A 17,823-nucleotide genomic window follows, 5' to 3' on the forward strand; every position below is an offset into this window, starting at 1 on the left:
ATTTTTTCCTCCTGCTTAAAAAATGAATTTTACATTTTTTCTTTTTGTTTTTTCCGGCTTTCTTCTATCAACTGATCCAGCATCATGGTATCTACCGCCTGTGTAATACTGTCGTTGATTCGTTTCCACACATATTTCGTCACACATATATCATGATTTTCGCAGGTGCTCTCGTCTTCCATGCCGGAACACTGTGCTGCTTCAAGGCTTCCCTCAAGGACTCTCAGGACATCGCCAACAGAAATCTCTGCTGCCGGACGTCCCAGGCGATATCCGCCACCGGCGCCTCTGGTACTCTCCACCAGACCTGCCTTCTTAAGCTTCGCCATCAGCTGTTCAAGATAGCTGTCCGAAATATTCTGCCGACTTGCAATACTCTGAATGGAAACGGCTTCTGTTTCACAATGCAAGCCCAAATCGATCAAAGCTTTCAGACCATATCTTGCTCTTGTTGACAGTTTCATCCACTCACCTCTTTAATTCCTAGTGTTTTCGTCGGATTTATTTCAATTCATACTTTAGCAGAAAGGAATCGGTCTGTCAAGGAGGTTTTATGCATATACTGACAAAAAAGCAGCCAGGTAATTTTTATGTCAAAAAAGCGTTTTTTTGCAGGAACTTTTCTGCTTTCCGCGGCCGGTATCATCAGCCGGATCATGGGCTTTTTCTATAGGATATTCCTTTCACAGACAATTGGTTCCAGAGGGCTTGGTCTGTACCAGCTTGTTGTTCCATTGCAGCATATGGTACTTGCAGTGACAACCTCAGGCATCCAGACTGCGCTCTCACGAACAGTTGCCTCCCAGACTGCTTTAACGAAAAAAAAGGAAGCCGGGGATTCTTTTTGCGTCGGTACACTTTTTGCATTCGTGCTTTCCTTTGTGGCTATGTGGATCTTTTACACTTTTGCCGGCTGGTTTGCCGGAGAGATTCTGAAAGAACCGGAAACCGAAGCACTGATCCGGATCATGGCATGCAGTTTTCCATTTGCCTCCCTGCATGCCTGCATCAGCAGTTACTACCTGGGTCGCAAACAGGCCGGTTATCCTGCCTTTACCCAGATTCTGGAACAGACCGCACGCATCCTTTCTTCCTGTATCCTGGTAAAAATTTTTCTGTCACGGAATATCGAAGTTACTGCCTGGATTGCCGTTACCGGCGCCCTGATTGCAGAATTCACCGCAGCATTGTCATCGCTGCTTTTTTTAAGTCTGCATTTTCACGCAGAAAATTATTCTTTTTTCCATATAAAAGCACCCTTTCACAAACTCTCCGAAATTACTGCCACAGCCTTTCCGCTGACACTCAATCGTCTTCTCCTCTCAGTTCTCGCCGCGATCGAAGTCGTACTGATTCCACAGCGATTACGTATGTATGGATTTTCCCAGAGTAATGCTCTGAGTCTGTACGGAATTTTTACAGGTATGGCTCTTCCCTGCATCCTGTTTCCATCCACAGTCACAAATTCCGCAGCTGTCATGCTCACGCCGTCTGTCGCAGAATTGCAGACGTTAGGAGCTCACCGGCGTATTCGTTACATAGCCAGCCGTGCATGTGCCGCCTGTTTTCTGATCGGTACTGCCTGCACGGGTCTTTTCTACTTTTTCGGCCCGTTTGCAGGAAAACTTCTGTTTCATGAAGTTACAGCCGGAAACTGCATCCGTACGCTTTCCTTTGTCTGTCCTTTTTTGTATACAAACATCACGCTTACAAGCATCCTGAACGGACTCGGAAAAACCGGAGCAACGCTTCTTCACAATGCAGCAGGAAGCCTTATCCGCATCCTGTTTGTATTATTTGCAATTCCACTGATTGGTATACGTGGGTATCTTTACGGATTGCTTCTTAGTGAAATGCTCTTAAGTATTATGCATATTAATACACTTTATCATATAAAATCCTGAAGATTTCGACAAAATACGTACCTTTCTCTATCGACAATTACTTAACAATCATATATAATAAGCCTGATATGTCCAATTGAAAACGCGTTGGACACGAGGAGGAAAATATGGGATTCACTTTTTTAAAGAAACTGCCTACACCTGCCGAAATACGCAATCAGTATCCCATTGATACTGCCATTCAGGAATTAAAGTCAAAAAGAGATCAGGAAATCCGTGATGTTTTTACCGGGAAATCCGATAAATTTCTTGCCATCATCGGACCTTGTTCTGCGGACAACGAAGATGCTGTATGTGACTATCTTCTCCGTCTCCGCAAAGTTCAGGAAAAAATCGAAGATAAAGTTCTGATCATTCCGAGAGTTTATACAAATAAACCACGTACAACAGGCGAAGGTTACAAGGGTATGGTTCACCAGCCGGATCCGGAAAAAGCTCCGGATATGCTTGCCGGTCTGATTGCCATCCGTAAGATGCACATCCACGCCATCCAGGAAAGTGGTTTCACCTGTGCAGATGAAATGCTTTATCCTGAAAACTACCGTTACCTTTCCGACATTCTCTCTTATGTCGCTGTAGGTGCACGTTCCGTAGAAGATCAGCAGCATCGACTTACCGTCAGCGGTATGGATGTACCTGCCGGAATGAAAAACCCGACCAGTGGTAATTACAGTGTTATGCTCAACTCAGTTGTTGCAGCTCAGGGATCTCACCGCTTTATCTACAGAAGCTGGGAAGTTGAAACAGCCGGAAATCCTCTGGCACACACCATTCTCCGCGGTGCCGTAAACAAACACGGAGAGGCGATTCCGAACTACCATTACGAAGATCTCCGTCTTCTGTGGGAAAAATATCAGGAAAAGAACCTGCAGAACCCTGCAGTCATCGTTGATACCAACCACTCCAATTCCAACAAGCAGTATGAACAGCAGGTTCGTATTGCAAAAGAAGTTCTCCACAGCCGTATGGTCGATCCGGAACTTCATAAACTGGTCAAAGGCTTCATGATTGAAAGTTACATCGAGCCGGGCAGCCAGAAAATCGGTGGTACACATATTTACGGAAAATCCATCACAGATCCTTGTCTTGGATGGGAAGAATCCGAAAAACTGCTTTACACTATCGCAGAAATGTGCTGATAAATCAGCAAAAGGACCTGCTATTCGGCAGGTCCTTACTTATGATTCAATGTCTCGGGTGCGCCTTCATATACACATCTCTCATCTTCGAAACGTTCAGTCCCAGATAAATCTGTGTCGATGAAATATCTGCATGTCCCAGCATTTCCTGTACACTCTTTACATCCGCCCCGTTCTGCAGCATATGTGCCGCAAAAGAATGGCGAAGTGTATGCGGTGTGATATCTCTGTGGATTCCGGCATCTGCCGCATATCCTTTCAATACTTTCCAAAATCCCTGTCTGCTCATGGATTTCCCGGAGCAGTTCGTAAACAGTGCACTCTCATTTGTATCTTTTGTAAAAAAGCCTCTGGAATGCTCCATATATTGCAAAATCGCATTACGGCTGACATTTCCAATCGGGATAATACGTTCTTTGTCACTGTCATGGCATACCACATAGCCCATCTGAAGATTAATATCTGTAGTACTGAGATGAATCAGTTCGCTGACACGCATGCCCGTTGCATACAGAAGTTCCATCATTGCATTGTCACGGATGCCCTTCGGTGTACGGATATCCGGCTGCTTCAGCAGACGATCTACTTCCTCAACAGAAAGGATCTCCGGTAGTTTCTTCTCAATCTTCGGTGTATGTAATACCTCTGTCGGGTCTTCTGCTACAATTCCTTTTTTTAGCAGGTAATGATAAAGAGCCCGGATTGACGCAATATTTCTCGAAATCGTCGATGCCGCCAGATTTTCACTTTTTATTTTATTTAAATATCCCTGCAGATCTGTACAGGTCACTTCTGAAAAACTCGTAAGATCCTGTTCCTGTAAATATCGGATCAGTTTTTTCAGGTCACGTTCATACGACACTTCTGTATTTTTTGAGGTATTTTTCGTCTCATGTAAATATAAAATGAAATCCTCGACTACTCTTTCCATTCTGCTTCATCCCAACTCTGTTTCTACATATTTTTCCTGAAAATGTATCTGTATTATACTGATTATTTTACATAAAATCAAACACTATTTTTGCATGAAAAGCCTGCCAAACAGGCATTTTCGACATTTTCCACCAAATATCGAGATTTTATTGTAAACCTCCACTACATCTGGTAAAACCCACTCAGAAAATTTTTAAATTTTTTATCAGGATTTCTGTGATTTTCGGGTTACAATATACTTCCAGGAGAATCCCCGCCAGGCAGAGTGCCGCACAAAACAGCATTCTCAGAAGATATCCTGTAATCTGTCCTGCTGAAAAAGAACGGTTCTTCCAGAGTCTTTTTGAACAGCTGTAAATCTGTTCCAGTCCGATAAACATGCATGGCAGATATAGAAGATACTGGGGAAAAAGAAGTCCCGCACCAATCAGGCCTCCGTTCAGACCAAACTGCAGTACTGATACAGTGAGCAGCATTCCAATCAACACGCCTCCGGCAAGCATTCCCATGATGGCCAGTGGCATTCCAAATATCGTCACACCGCTGCATGCCGCAAGCAGAAAGATTCCGCCTCGCATCTTGAGTACCTGCCAGAAATACTCTGCGCTGTTATCTCCTGAAAAAATCCCCATAAGATACATAGACGATGCGGTGCTCTGACGCCACTGCGTCCGGTAAATAAAATTCGGTAAAATCACTCCGATTAGAAATCCCATTCCAAACAGCAACTGCCCCGGATACTTTTTTCTTTCATAAATTCCGGTTTCATATTTCATCACCTCACCCCATATCAGTTTACGAACATGCATAGATGAATAGAACCAAAAGGTGGGATCTCCGCTACATACATACGAAAAAAAGAGTATGCCATCCTGTATGGACATCATACTCTTTTGAACGTTCACGTTTATGTTTCAGAAAGAATTATTTCGCGTAATCTACTGCACGGCTCTCACGGATTACATTGACCTTAATCTGTCCCGGATATTCCAGTTCAGCTTCGATCTGTTTGGAAATATCACGTGCCAGCAGAACCATATCTGCATCGTTTACCTGTTCCGGTATTACCATTACACGAATTTCTCTGCCTGCCTGAATAGCAAATGACTTGTCAACACCCTTGAATTCATTTGTGATATCTTCAAGCTGTTTCAAGCGGTTGGTATAAGTTTCCAGTGTCTCACGTCTTGCACCAGGTCTTGCTGCTGAAATCGCATCAGCCGCCTGTACAATGCATGCAACCAGAGACTCCGGTTCCACATCGCCATGATGGGAAGCAACTGTATTGATAACAACTGCTGACTCTTTGTATTTCTTACAAAGATCCACACCAATCTGGATATGTGATCCTTCTACTTCATGGTCAATAGATTTGCCGATATCATGAAGCAGTCCGGCACGTTTGGCCATGCGCACATCCGCTCCGATTTCTCCTGCAAGAAGTCCGGAAAGCTGTGCTACTTCGATAGAATGTTTCAGTGCATTCTGTCCATAGCTGGTACGGAATTTCATACGTCCAAGAAGTTTCAGAAGCTCCGGATGAATACCATGAACGCCAACATCCATAGCTGCATTCTCACCGTCTTCACGGATCTGTGCCTCTACTTCTTTCTGTGCTTTCTCTACCATTTCTTCGATTCTTGCCGGATGGATACGTCCGTCAACGATTAATTTTTCCAGAGCAACTCTGGCAATCTCACGTCGAATCGGATCAAATGCTGATAAAACTACTGCTTCCGGAGTATCATCGATAATGAGATCAACACCTGTCAGTGTTTCAAGGGTACGAATGTTACGTCCTTCACGGCCGATGATTCTTCCTTTCATCTCATCACTTGGAAGCTGTACAACGGAAATTGTAGTCTCAGAAACATGGTCTACTGCACATTTTTGGATTGCATTTACCACGTATTCCTTTGCCTTCTTACCTGCGTCTTCTTTCGCGCGGCTCTCAAGCTCTTTGTAGAGTCTCGCCACGTCTACTTTGACATCGTCTTCTACACTTCTGAGTAACTCGTCTTTTGCCTGTTCGGAGGTCAGACCGGAAATTCTTTCCAGTTCCTGTACTCCTTTTTGTTCAAGTTCGTCTACTTTCTTTTCTCTTTTTTGTAACTCTGCAACTTTTGCTGTGCAATCTGCTTCACGCTTCTCTACTGCATCCGCCTTCTTGTCAACAGATTCCTCTTTTGACAGGACACGTCTTTCGTATTTCTGCAGTTCTGATCTTCGTTCCTTGGTTTCCTTCTCAAGTTCATTTTTCGTTCTGAGGGATTCTTCCTTTACTTCCAATAAAGCTTCTCTCTTCTTCGTCTCAGCAGTTTTTAAAGCTTCATCTATGATGCTTCTTGCTCTGTCTTCTGCTGTGCCAACAACTTCTGCATCTTTCTGCACTTTATTGTTAACAGCAACCTTGCAAGTAATAGGAACCGCAATAAGCAGTGCGACCGCTACAGCGACAATTGCTACAATGATTGTAATTGCCACAGGAGCACCTCCTTATTTAGTTTTCATTGTACAAATACAACAATACAAGTTTAGCTGTTTTTGGGAATTATGTCAAGTTTTTATTTGTGTTATGTCCATTTCTTCAAGCACCGAAAAGATGTCTCCGGAGCGGAATCCACGTCGTGCCAGATATCCGTAAAGACGACGCATCTCACGCTCATCAAGCTCCGCTCCGGGCTCGTACTTCTTCTCGATCATCTGGCATAGAAGAGCTCTCTCATCCGGTGTCTCAAGCTCCTCTGCTTCCTCCCACGCATCCTGTATCGTCTGTCGGTCGATTCCCTTCCCGGATAGTTCCTGAAAAATCTTCTGGCGGCTCTTGTCATGAATTCTGTACATAATATAATTCAGCGCATATCTCCGGTCATTGATATAACCATAATCCTTTACATAAGAGACAGCATCCTCTGCAAGTTCTTCTGAAAAGCCGGCACGGAGAAGGCGATCCGTCAATCCCTTCTCCGTACGATCCATATGTTCCAGAAGACGCAGGGCTTTCTTACGTGCCTCCCTCTGCTGTTCCATATCTGTCATTTAATTATTCCTGCTCTTCTCCATCCTGCTCTGCATTCTCCGGCTCTTCACCCGGAAGCAGATGGTACTGAATCCTTACTTTCTTCTCGATTTCTTCACAGATATCCGGATGATCTTTCAGGAAGATCTTGACATTCTCACGTCCCTGTCCGATACGATCTCCGTTGTAAGAGTACCATGCACCGCTCTTGTTGACCACATTACATTCTGCGGCCAGGTCAAGGATCTCACCTTCTCTGGAAATACCGGTACCAAACATGATATCGAACTCTGCCTGTTTAAACGGCGGAGCAACTTTGTTCTTAACGACTTTAACCTTTACATGGTTGCCAACCATCTCGCCGCCCTGCTTCAAAGTCTCTGTCCTTCTGACATCAAGACGTACAGAAGCATAGAACTTCAGGGCACGTCCACCGGTCGTAGTCTCCGGATTACCGAACATAACACCAACCTTTTCACGAAGCTGGTTGATAAAGATTACCACACAGTTGGAACGGCTGATTGCCGCAGTAAGTTTACGAAGTGCCTGAGACATCAGTCTCGCATGAAGACCTACATGACTGTCTCCCATATCGCCCTCAATCTCTGCCTTCGGGACAAGTGCTGCAACAGAGTCAACGATCACGATATCCACCGCACCGGAACGTACCATCGTCTCAGTGATCTCAAGTGCCTGCTCACCGTTATCCGGCTGGGAAATATAAAGATTGTCGATATCAACACCGATATTCTTCGCATAGACCGGATCAAGCGCATGCTCTGCATCAATGAAACCGGCGATTCCGCCACGCTTCTGTACTTCTGCAACCATATGTAAGGCAACGGTCGTCTTACCACTGGACTCCGGTCCGTAGATCTCAACGATTCTTCCCTTCGGTACACCGCCAACACCAAGCGCGATATCCAGTCCCAGAGAACCGGTCGGAACCGCCTCTACCACCATATTAGAGCTGGAATCTCCAAGCTTCATCACGGATCCTTTACCGTACTGCTTCTCAATATGTCCAAGGGCTGCTTCCAGCGCCTTCTGCTTCTCTTCGTTCATCATTTCAGGATTCTCCTTAACTTTATTTTGAATTTTATTTATGGGCAAAGCCAAACCTATGTTCGTGTTTTCTTCTTATATGCTATTATAAATCCCAGCTAAAGTCAAGCAAAACTTTTTGACATTTTTCTCTCTGAAACGACAGAAGAGGTACCGGAATTCCCCGGTACCTCCTGATATCTGTATTATTTATTTGTCTCCGATCAGCCAGTTGTACATTTCTTCATACTGTTGTGCGGAATGACTCCATGAGAAATCTGCTGCCATTGCGCGGTCAACCATTTTATTCCATTCACGTTTGTCATCATAGAATACCTTCTCTGCATTGCGGACAGTTGCAAGCATCTCATGTGCATTGTAATTTGTAAAGCTGAATCCTGTACCGGTTCCCTCGTACTGGTTGTATGGCTCTACCGTATCCTTCAGACCGCCTGTCTCACGTACGATCGGCAGTGTGCCATAACGGAGACTCATCAGCTGGCTTAAGCCGCATGGCTCAAACAGAGACGGCATCAGGAATGCATCAGATGCAGCATAGATTCTGTGTGACATCGGTTCATCATAATAGATCTGAGCAGATACCTTGCCATGATATTTCCAGTCAAAGTGACGGAACATATTTTCATAGCGTTCTTCACCGGTACCGAGTACGACGATCTGAACAGCATCCTGACACAGTTCATCCATGATATATGCAATCAGGTCAAAGCCTTTCTGGTCTGTCAGACGGGAAACGATACCGATCAGCATTGCGTTCGGATCTTCGTTCAGCCCGAGGTCACGCTGAAGCTGAAGCTTGTTTTTGACTTTTTCCTTGCGGAAGGTCTTTGCATTATAATTCTGTGTAATGTATTTATCTGTCTCCGGATTGAATACATCATAATCGATTCCGTTGACGATACCGCGAAGGTCATGGGCACGCGCACAGAGAAGTCCGTCCAGTCTCTCTCCGTAGAACGGTGTCTTGATCTCTTCGGCATAAGTATTACTTACTGTTGTTACTGCATCTGCAAATACAATTCCACCTTTGAGGAAGTTTGCATCTTTGTATGCTTCCAGCTTATCCGGGGCAAAATAGTAATCAGAAAGACCTGTGATACCCTGTACGGTCTTGACATCCCATACGCCCTGGAATTTCAGATTGTGGATCGTCATAACCGTCTTGATTCCCCAGAAAAATTCATTCTGCTGGAAAGAATCATGCAGATATACCGGAACAAGACCTGTCTGCCAGTCGTGGCAGTGAATCACATCCGGGCGGAATCCGATGACCGGAAGCACGGAAAGAACTGCTTTTGAGAAGAAAGCAAACTTCTCAAGATCCCATGGTGCACTGTCATACGGTTTCGGACCGCTGAAATAATATTCATTATCAATAAAGTAAAACTGGATTCCGTCATATTCCATATGAAGAATTCCAACATAACAATTCTTATATCCCAGATCCATATAGAAGTGGGTGATATATTCCATTTTATCTTTCCATTCCTGCTTCATACAGGCATATTTCGGTAAAATCACGCGTACATCGAAATAACGTTTATCGAAACATTTCGGAAGTGCACCTGCTACGTCTGCAAGACCTCCTGTCTTGATAAATGGTACTGCTTCTGATGTTGCAAATAAGATTCTTTTCATCTGTAAATACCCCTCCTTGATTCCCGCTGTCAGAAAATTTTCTGACATTCTCGGTCTATGCCGGATTTTTATGTTTATTATACCCTAAAACACTTCTAATGGAAAGAGTGATTTTTGTATTCCAGACGTATTTTATCTGCGATCAGAGCAATAAATTCCGAGTTGGTCGGCTTACCTTTTCCGGTGCTTACCGTATAGCCGAAAAGCGCATCAATCGTGTCCATTTTGCCCCTGCTCCATGCAACTTCGATTGCATGACGTATGGCACGTTCTACCCTGCTCGGGGTCGTCTGATGTTTTTTTGCGATCGTCGGATACAGGACTTTCGTGATAGAATTCAACATCTCCATATCATTGACCGAAAGAATAATCGCATCACGCAGATACTGATATCCCTTGATATGTGCCGGAACGCCGATTTCATGAATGATATTGGTGACATCCGCCTCCAGATTATGTTTTCCATACGGAGCAGGGTCCTCATGTACTGCCTGACGCACCGGTTCTCGAAATCTTTTTATGCTGCTTTTGCGGATATGTTTAATACGGTTCAGCAATACCTGATTATCAAAAGGTTTCAGCATATAGTAGGAAGCTCCCAGATTAAATGCGTCTTCTGTAATCCGTTCCTGTCCCACTGCTGAGATCACAATAAATGCAGGCTGTTTTCTGACCGTCTGGTCATGACTGCACTGCTCCATAACAGTCAGTCCGTCCATTTTCGGCATGATCACATCCAGAACCACCACATCCGGTTCTTTTTCTCTTATGATATTACAGATTTCTTCTCCGTTATGTGCTTTACCGACCAGAGTCAGTTCTTTATCTTCTTCGATCATCTGACCAAGTATGTCTGTCATTCTCTCATTATCATCTGCAATCGCCACATTTAAATTTTCCATGAGGCCTTTCCCTCCTAACCTACAGCATTCTACTTCCTTACAACAAGGACATTATAGTGGAAAGGCCTTCACGAAATCAAGCCGAAACTGGCTGAAATACAGCATTTTCGTTCGTCTGAAAACGACATTTTCCTAGCTTCTTTTTTCATATTTTTCTGCTTTTTTCTTTTTCTTCGCATCTTCGACATGACTTTTTCTGCCATTATTTTTTTATTCTTTTTCCACATTTTCCATCATCGTTTCTGCAAAAATCCCATAACCACTCGCTGCATCCTGTACAAATACATGTGTGATCGCACCTGCAAACTTTCCGTTCTGGATCACAGGACTGCCACTCATGCCCTGCACGATTCCGCCGGTCATGTCCAGAAGTTCCTGATCAGTGACCCGGATCACAAAACTCTTATTTGAATCCTCATGATTCATATCAATTCTTGTAATCTCTGCGTCAAATTCTTTCACCTCACCGTCTATGCAACACAAAACAGTCGCCGGTCCTGTTTCCAGTTCCTGCTTGTAGGCAACTTCCATCTTCTTCAGTGAAAGCTGATTTGGAAGAACACTTAATGTTCCGTAAATTCCCTGATCACAATTCTTATTGATGGAACCGATCACCTGCTGTGCATCGTAATGGATCATCCCGGAAAGCTCGCCGGGACTTCCGCTGCTACCCTTCTGTATCCCGACGATCTTTGCCTGATACAATGCGCCTTCATTTATATGCAGAAGTTCCCCGGTATCTACATCACTGATTCCATGTCCGAGCGCGCCAAAACTCCCCTTTTCATCTGCAAAGGTCAGCGTACCGATTCCCTGTGTATTGTCACGCACCCAGATTCCCAGCTTATACTCTCCCCTGACATCTTTTACCGGAGTGATTGAAAGAGGGATTTTTTCCCCGTTTCTGACAACTTCAAGCGTAACCTGCAAATCACCCAGTTCTGAAAGGTCATCAAGCAGTTCTTTCTTGCTGTGCACCGTCCGGTCATTAAATGCCACAATATAATCTCCCGGCTTTACGATATTTTTTGCCGGTTCCTGTGTATATCCTTCCTGCGAAACAATTTCTCCGGTATCGATCACCAGTACACCGTCTGTCTCCATATAGATTCCGACCGTGTCACCGGAAACCATAACGGATTCGCTGTCTGCCGGAGTAACTTTCACATTTTTAAACGGAATCACCCCGAGGATCCGTGCTTTCAGAAGATAGCTTCCGTCACCTGATACGGTAATCGCATCATCAAAATTTAAAAGCGGAAAATCCAGCATATTCTTTACCTGTTCTTCTTTTCCTTCTGAGACAAACAGTTCATCCGGAATCTTGCGCTCCAGATAACGATATCCCAACCACGCTGCTGCAAGCAGATCCAGACACAGGAACCACAGAAGCAGGCATCGGTATTTCTTCTTTCTGTCCACTCTGCCACATCCTTTCTTTTGTAAACTTCTCTCCATACAAAAAAGAGAAGAGATCCTTTTGGATCATCCTCTCTTATTATCTGTAGATCTGTTTATTTCAGTCTTGTATTTTTATGTACCTGTGCCAATTCTTTCATTTCTTTTGCATTATCAAAAACAGCCTGTGTGAGCTCGGCCCCACCAAGAAGGCGCGCCAGTTCACGGACAGAATCATCACCCTCAAGCGGATGGATCTCTGTGATCGTTTCGTTGTCTTTCTGATGTTTTTCGATTTCGAAATGCGTATCTGCCATTGCTGCGATCTGTGGAAGATGCGTAATGCAGAGCACCTGATGACACCGGCCGATCAATGCCATTTTTTCTGAGACTTTCTGTGCGGTCCTGCCGCTGATTCCTGTATCAATTTCATCAAAGATCAGTGTCTCGATCTGATCACGGTCTGCAAGAATCGCCTTGATCGCCAGCATGATTCGTGAAAGCTCACCGCCGGATACGATCTTGCCTAATGGTTTCAGGCTTTCGCCCGGGTTCGTCGATATTTCGTATTCAATGTCGTCAAATCCGCCTGCTGTATATTCCTTCCTGCGGCGGAATGTAATCTGAAACTGTACATCAAGAAAATTCAGATCTTTCAATCCTTCTGTAATTTTATCTGTCAGCATCTGACTGTATTTTTGACGGATCACGGATAATTTATGCGAAACAGTTTCCAGTTCTTCTCTGCTCTTTTTAAGATTTTCTTCTGCTTCGTGGAAGCGTTCCTCATATTTATCCAGATTTTCCAGTTTTTGTTTTTGTTTAAGACAATACTCCTGAATGTCTTCAATCGTACGTCCGTATTTTGCCTTGAGACCATTGATCGTATCCAGACGCTTCTCGGTCTCATAAAAAGCTTCATCATCAAAATTCAGATCATCAACGTACGAAGCCAGCTCACGGTTAAAATCATTCAGAAGGCCGTCTATCTCCTGAAGTGCGGATGCCATGGAATCAAGCTGTGCATCATATTCTGTCACACGGCTGATCTCACGTACAGCATTTCCGACCGACTCACCGGCGCCCTGCCCGGATTCATATCCTGTCAGATCACGTACACCCTGTAGTGTCTCAAGGATCTTCCTGCCATTGTTCAGCTTACGGTAGCGCTTCTCCAGCTCCTCATCTTCACCTGATACAAGCTGTGCGCTCTCGATCTCATTGATCTCAAACTCAAGAAACGCACGTTCTCTGTTGCGCTGTTCTTCATCAATGTCAAGTTCATCCAGCTGTCTCTTACAGTCACGGTACTTTTTATATGCTGTCTGTACTTTCTCTTTTGCAGGAAAAATTTCTTCTTTTCCGTAAATATCAAGAATTTCTAGCTGTTTATCCTGATACAGAAGTGACTGGTGCTCGTGCTGCCCGTGAATATCCAGAAGACAGGAAGCTGCTGCTTTCATCTGCGCCACCGTACAGGTCTCACCATTGATCTTGTTGATGCTTCTGCCATCCATAAGCTTACGTGTCAAAAGTACCTGACCTTCCGATGTCTCGACTCCAAGCTCCCGAAGAGATGCCTCCGCACGCGGATTTTCCACCTGAAAAAGAAGCTCCACCAGCGCATTTGACGCACCGGTACGAATCATATCTTTCGCACTTCTGCCGCCAAGTATCAACTGCATGGAGCCTAAGAGAATGGATTTACCGGCTCCGGTCTCACCTGTCAGAATATTAAGACCCGGACCAAACTCCACTTCAATATCTTCGATCAGTGCAAGATTTCTCACATGAAGATGAACTAACATAATTTCAAAATTCCTTTCAAACGCTCAGCTACGCTCTGTGCCTGTTCGTTGTCCCGTGCCACACACATAACGGTATCGTCCCCGGCAATGCTTCCGAGGATTTCTTTCCAGTTCAGTGCATCCAGTGCTGCCGCAACCCCCATAGCCATACCCGGTACTGTCCGGATCACGATCATATTCTGTCCAACATCAATGGATGTAAGCGCATCATGAAGTACGCGTGTATACTTGTCTCCAAGCTCCACAGATGCACCGGAAAGTACTGCGTAACGGGATTTTCCGTCTTTGCCGGCAACCTTTGTCAGTTTCAGTGCACGGATATCTCTGGACACCGTTGCCTGTGTCACCTTAAATCCGGCACTGTTCAGTCTCGCAGCAAGCTCTTCCTGTGTATCAATGTCATGCTGCTGGATCAGCTCTATAATTTTTTCGTGTCTTGCACTTTTCACGACATTCCCTCCATCACACTAATTGTTACTCATTTTCTGTCTCAGCACCTCGACAAAACTCAGATGGTTCAGTTTCAGTATTTTAACGCTGACTGAAGCTTTTTTTATTACAATCCGGTCTCCTGTCGACATCGGCACTTCGACATCTCCGTCAAACGACGCAAGACCGTTTTCCTGAATCTGTCGTCTTCCTTCGCCAAGCTCAACCGTGATCACATCATCTTCCGGAAAAATAATACTTCTGGTATTCAGCGTATGCGGTGCGATCGGTGTCATCACCGTCATTGCCGCATTCGGCGATATGATCGGTCCGCCGCATGACAGACTGTATCCGGTGGAACCGGTAGGTGTCGCAATGATGATTCCGTCCGCATTGTAGGAATTCAGATAACCGTCGTTTACATAATTGTTAAATCCAATTACACGAAGAGGCGGTCCCACTCTGCTGATCACGATATCATTCAGTGCCACATCCTGTCCTGTGATTTTATCACCACGCCATACCGTTCCGGTAAGCATCATTCTCTCTTCTATTTCGTAGTCGTCCTCAAAAAGTTTGTCCAGTGCTGTATAAATCGACGTTTTATCTATCTCCGCAAGAAAACCAAGTGTACCGAGATTGATTCCGAGCATCGGGATTTCTCTGTGAACCACATCACGGGCTGCCTGAAGAAGCGTTCCGTCTCCTCCGAGTACCAGAATACACTGTGTATCCTCCGGTATCAGAGCCGGATCTGTGTAATGGTATTCCCCCTCCACTCTGCGCTCTGCCTGCTGCACCTGACATTTTTTTCCGTGTTCTTTCAGATACTGTACGATCTCCTCCGTAAATCTCAGATTCTGATCTTTGTCACGATTGGTTATGATATAAAACTTGTCCATCTCTTCTGCCTTCCTTAATCGAGCTGATCATGCGCCTCCCGCACTACCTGCTCCGGTTCTGCTTCAAGAGAAGCTTCGATCACTTCTCCTTCCGGTCTTTTCTTAAGATGTAACAGATACTCAATATTTCCCTCCGGTCCCTTGATCGGTGAGAAAGAAAGATGTCTCGGTTCCAGCGCAATCGAGGACGCATAGGCAATCACTTTTTCAATGACCTCAAGATGTACTGCCGGATCTCTTACCACACCTTTTTTGCCGACTTTTTCACGTCCGGCCTCAAACTGCGGTTTGATCAGACAGACGATCTCTCCGTCTTCCGTCAGAAGATTTCTTACCGGAAGAAGTACTTTTGTCAGTGAAATAAAGGAAACATCAATCGATGAAAACTGTGCCGGTTCCTGAATATCTTCCGGAAGGACATAGCGGATATTTGTTTTTTCCATGCAGACCACACGCGGGTCATTGCGAAGTTTCCAGTCAAGCTGTCCATATCCGACATCGATGGAATATACTTTCACTGCTCCGTTCTGAAGCATACAGTCTGTAAATCCACCGGTAGATGCCCCTACGTCCATGCAGACTTTACCATCCAGTTCCACACCGAAATGGTTCATCGCCTTTTCCAGTTTCAGACCGCCGCGGCTTACATACGGAAGTGTATTTCCACGCACTTCTATCTTTACAGTTTCCTGAAACATGGTTCCTGCTTTGTCTTCTTTCTGGCCATCCACATAAACATTTCCAGCCATAATATATGCTTTTGCTTTTTCTCTGGAAGGTGCCAGTGCACGCTCCATCATCAAAAGATCCAGTCTTTTCTTCATTCCTGCTCCTCATATTCCTCTATCGCATTCAAAATCTCCGGTGCTGACAGACCGATTTTTGCCCGCAGACTGGCGATCTCTCCATGCTGTATAAAACGGTTCCAGATTGCCAGCGGAAGCACACGTACCTCCGGATGACAGGCTTCCATATAAGCTGCCACATGTTCTCCGAATCCGCCGTTTTTTACATTTTCTTCTACTGTCACAAACAGTTTGTGATCCTTTGCAAGTTCGTCCAGAAGTTCCGTGTCCAGAGGCTTTACAAATCTTGCATTGACAAATGTCGGATCTTCCCCCCTGTTTTTCATCTCTTTATAAACCTGTTCGCAGACTTCCGTCATACTTCCCACAGAAAGAATTGCGGTATCTTTGCCCCTGTAAAGGATCTCACTCTTGCCATAACGAACCGGGCTTTCGAATTCTTCCAGTCCCTGATACGCCGTTCCTCTCGGATAACGGATTGCACACGGACCTGCCGCGTGTACGGCAAATTCCATCATTTTTTCGAGTTCTGTGCCATTCTTCGGTGCCATGACTGTCATGTTCGGCATCATAGTCAGATATGACAGGTCAAAACAGCCCTGATGCGTCTCACCGTCTGCACCAACCAGTCCTGCCCGGTCAATTGCAAAAACAACATGCAGATTCTGCATACAGACATCATGAAGCATCTGATCCACTGCTCTCTGAAGAAATGACGAGTAAATTGCAACGACTGGAATCATTCCGCCCAGTGCAAGTCCTGCTGCAAAGCTGACTGCGTGTTCCTCTGCAATTCCCACATCAAAAAGACGCTCCGGAAATGCTTTTTCAAAAGCCACAAGGCCGGTGCCTGCTTTCATAGCCGCAGTAATGCCCACAAGCTTCGGATTGTCTTTTCCCAGACGCACCATTACATCGGAAAAAACATCCGTCCACGAAGATCCTTTTTTCACAGCAAGCTGTCTGCCGGTACGGATATCAAACGGCCCTGTACCATGGAACTGATCCGGATGCAGACTTGCCGGTTCGTAGCCACGTCCCTTCTGTGTCAGAACGTGAACGATAACCGGGCCTTCTACTCGCTTTGCCTCGTTAAAAAGTTTCATCATCTGACGCATATCATGACCGTCAACCGGTCCCAGATAGGTCAGTCCCATATTTTCAAAAAGCATGCCCGGTATGATGAGCTGCTTGATACTGCTCTTTGTGCGGCGCATCGTATCTATGACAGCCGTTCCCACCTTCGGGATTTTCTTAAGTGTTTTCGTCACATTGATCTTCATGCCGGTGTAGACTTCTGCTGTACGAAGCGCACTCAGATAAGACGACATGCCACCGACGTTCTTGGAAATAGACATATTATTATCGTTCAGTACAATGATAAAGTTTGTCTTAAGTTCTGCTGCATTATTTAATGCCTCATATGCCATTCCTCCGGTAAGTGCGCCGTCTCCGATCACAGATACCACACGGTATTTCTGTCCCTGCAGATCTCTGGCGCGCACATAGCCCAGACCTGCCGAAATAGAATTGGAACTGTGTCCTGCATCAAATGCGTCACAGTCGCTCTCACAGCGCTTCGGAAAGCCGCTCATGCCGCCTTCTTTACGCAGATTTTTGAACCCTTCTTTTCTTCCGGTCAGAATCTTGTGTGTATATGCCTGATGTCCTACATCCCATACGATCTTGTCTTCCGGAAATTCCAGAACATTGTGAAGTGCCATCGTCAGTTCCACAACGCCAAGATTGGATGCCAGGTGGCCTCCTGTGTGACTTACGGATTCTATCAGAAACTGTCGGATCTCCTCTGCAAGCTGTGGAAAATCCGCCAGCGCAATTTTGTGTATATCATTTGGCTTATTGATCTTTTCCAGCATCCT

Annotated in this window: 16 protein-coding genes; 2 read left to right on the forward strand and 14 right to left on the reverse strand. The window is 45.1% G+C overall.

Annotated features, from left to right (window positions below):
- Positions 1-29 precede the first annotated feature (29 nt).
- Positions 30-464, reverse strand: a complete 435-nt coding sequence (locus tag H8Z79_RS10980) for an RrF2 family transcriptional regulator (RefSeq protein WP_015541140.1) — start codon at positions 462-464, stop codon at positions 30-32.
- Between the two features lie 126 nt (positions 465-590).
- Between H8Z79_RS10980 and H8Z79_RS10985 the strand changes: the two genes are divergently transcribed.
- Positions 591-1,904: a polysaccharide biosynthesis protein gene (locus H8Z79_RS10985; RefSeq protein ID WP_015541139.1), complete on the forward strand. Its 1,314-nt coding sequence runs from the start codon at positions 591-593 to the stop codon at positions 1,902-1,904.
- Positions 1,905-2,011: 107 nt separating this feature from the next.
- Entirely contained in the window at positions 2,012-3,043 is a 1,032-nt protein-coding gene (locus H8Z79_RS10990; RefSeq protein WP_015541138.1) for a 3-deoxy-7-phosphoheptulonate synthase, read from the forward strand.
- 46 nt (positions 3,044-3,089) lie between these two features.
- Here H8Z79_RS10990 and xerD read toward each other — a convergent pair whose 3' ends face one another.
- From xerD to dxs, 13 genes are all read right to left on the reverse strand, one after another.
- Positions 3,090-3,974 (reverse strand): site-specific tyrosine recombinase XerD, encoded by an 885-nt coding sequence (gene xerD / locus H8Z79_RS10995; RefSeq protein WP_015541137.1) that lies wholly within the window; start codon positions 3,972-3,974, stop codon positions 3,090-3,092.
- A gap of 184 nt (positions 3,975-4,158) precedes the next feature.
- The gene (locus H8Z79_RS11000; protein ID WP_015541136.1) at positions 4,159-4,752 is read right to left on the reverse strand and encodes a stage II sporulation protein M; all 594 of its coding nucleotides are present in this window, start codon (positions 4,750-4,752) and stop codon (positions 4,159-4,161) included.
- 148 nt (positions 4,753-4,900) lie between these two features.
- The gene (rny, locus tag H8Z79_RS11005) at positions 4,901-6,460 is read right to left on the reverse strand and encodes a ribonuclease Y (protein WP_330360615.1); all 1,560 of its coding nucleotides are present in this window, start codon (positions 6,458-6,460) and stop codon (positions 4,901-4,903) included.
- 72 nt (positions 6,461-6,532) lie between these two features.
- A complete protein-coding gene (locus H8Z79_RS11010) occupies positions 6,533-7,015 on the reverse strand; it encodes a regulatory protein RecX (protein WP_015541135.1) in 483 nt (160 codons plus the stop codon).
- 4 nt (positions 7,016-7,019) lie between these two features.
- On the reverse strand, positions 7,020-8,063 hold the full coding sequence (gene recA, locus H8Z79_RS11015; RefSeq protein WP_015541134.1) for a recombinase RecA: 1,044 nt from the start codon (positions 8,061-8,063) through the stop codon (positions 7,020-7,022).
- A 186-nt stretch (positions 8,064-8,249) separates the two neighbouring features.
- Positions 8,250-9,698 carry a glycogen synthase GlgA gene (gene glgA / locus H8Z79_RS11020; protein WP_015541133.1) on the reverse strand — a complete coding sequence of 483 codons (1,449 nt, stop codon included), beginning with the start codon at positions 9,696-9,698 and terminating at the stop codon, positions 8,250-8,252.
- 95 nt (positions 9,699-9,793) lie between these two features.
- Positions 9,794-10,600, reverse strand: a complete 807-nt coding sequence (gene spo0A / locus H8Z79_RS11025; RefSeq protein ID WP_015541132.1) for a sporulation transcription factor Spo0A — start codon at positions 10,598-10,600, stop codon at positions 9,794-9,796.
- Between the two features lie 210 nt (positions 10,601-10,810).
- Positions 10,811-12,022, reverse strand: coding sequence for a SpoIVB peptidase (spoIVB, locus tag H8Z79_RS11030; protein ID WP_118039240.1), 1,212 nt, complete (start codon positions 12,020-12,022; stop codon positions 10,811-10,813).
- Between the two features lie 92 nt (positions 12,023-12,114).
- The gene (gene recN / locus H8Z79_RS11035; protein WP_015541130.1) at positions 12,115-13,806 is read right to left on the reverse strand and encodes a DNA repair protein RecN; all 1,692 of its coding nucleotides are present in this window, start codon (positions 13,804-13,806) and stop codon (positions 12,115-12,117) included.
- A complete protein-coding gene (argR, locus tag H8Z79_RS11040; protein ID WP_118039185.1) occupies positions 13,800-14,255 on the reverse strand; it encodes an arginine repressor in 456 nt (151 codons plus the stop codon). Before argR ends, recN begins: the two co-directional genes overlap by 7 nt.
- 18 nt (positions 14,256-14,273) lie before the next feature.
- Positions 14,274-15,137, reverse strand: coding sequence for an NAD(+)/NADH kinase (locus H8Z79_RS11045; protein ID WP_015541129.1), 864 nt, complete (start codon positions 15,135-15,137; stop codon positions 14,274-14,276).
- A gap of 14 nt (positions 15,138-15,151) precedes the next feature.
- Positions 15,152-15,961: a TlyA family RNA methyltransferase gene (locus H8Z79_RS11050; protein WP_015541128.1), complete on the reverse strand. Its 810-nt coding sequence runs from the start codon at positions 15,959-15,961 to the stop codon at positions 15,152-15,154.
- Positions 15,958-17,820, reverse strand: coding sequence for a 1-deoxy-D-xylulose-5-phosphate synthase (gene dxs, locus H8Z79_RS11055; protein ID WP_015541127.1), 1,863 nt, complete (start codon positions 17,818-17,820; stop codon positions 15,958-15,960). The genes H8Z79_RS11050 and dxs overlap by 4 nt, the downstream gene beginning before the upstream one ends.
- Between the last annotated feature and the right edge of the window lie 3 nt (positions 17,821-17,823).

The sequence above is a fragment of the Blautia intestinalis genome (assembly GCF_014297355.1).
GTDB lineage: Bacteria > Bacillota > Clostridia > Lachnospirales > Lachnospiraceae > Blautia_A > Blautia_A intestinalis.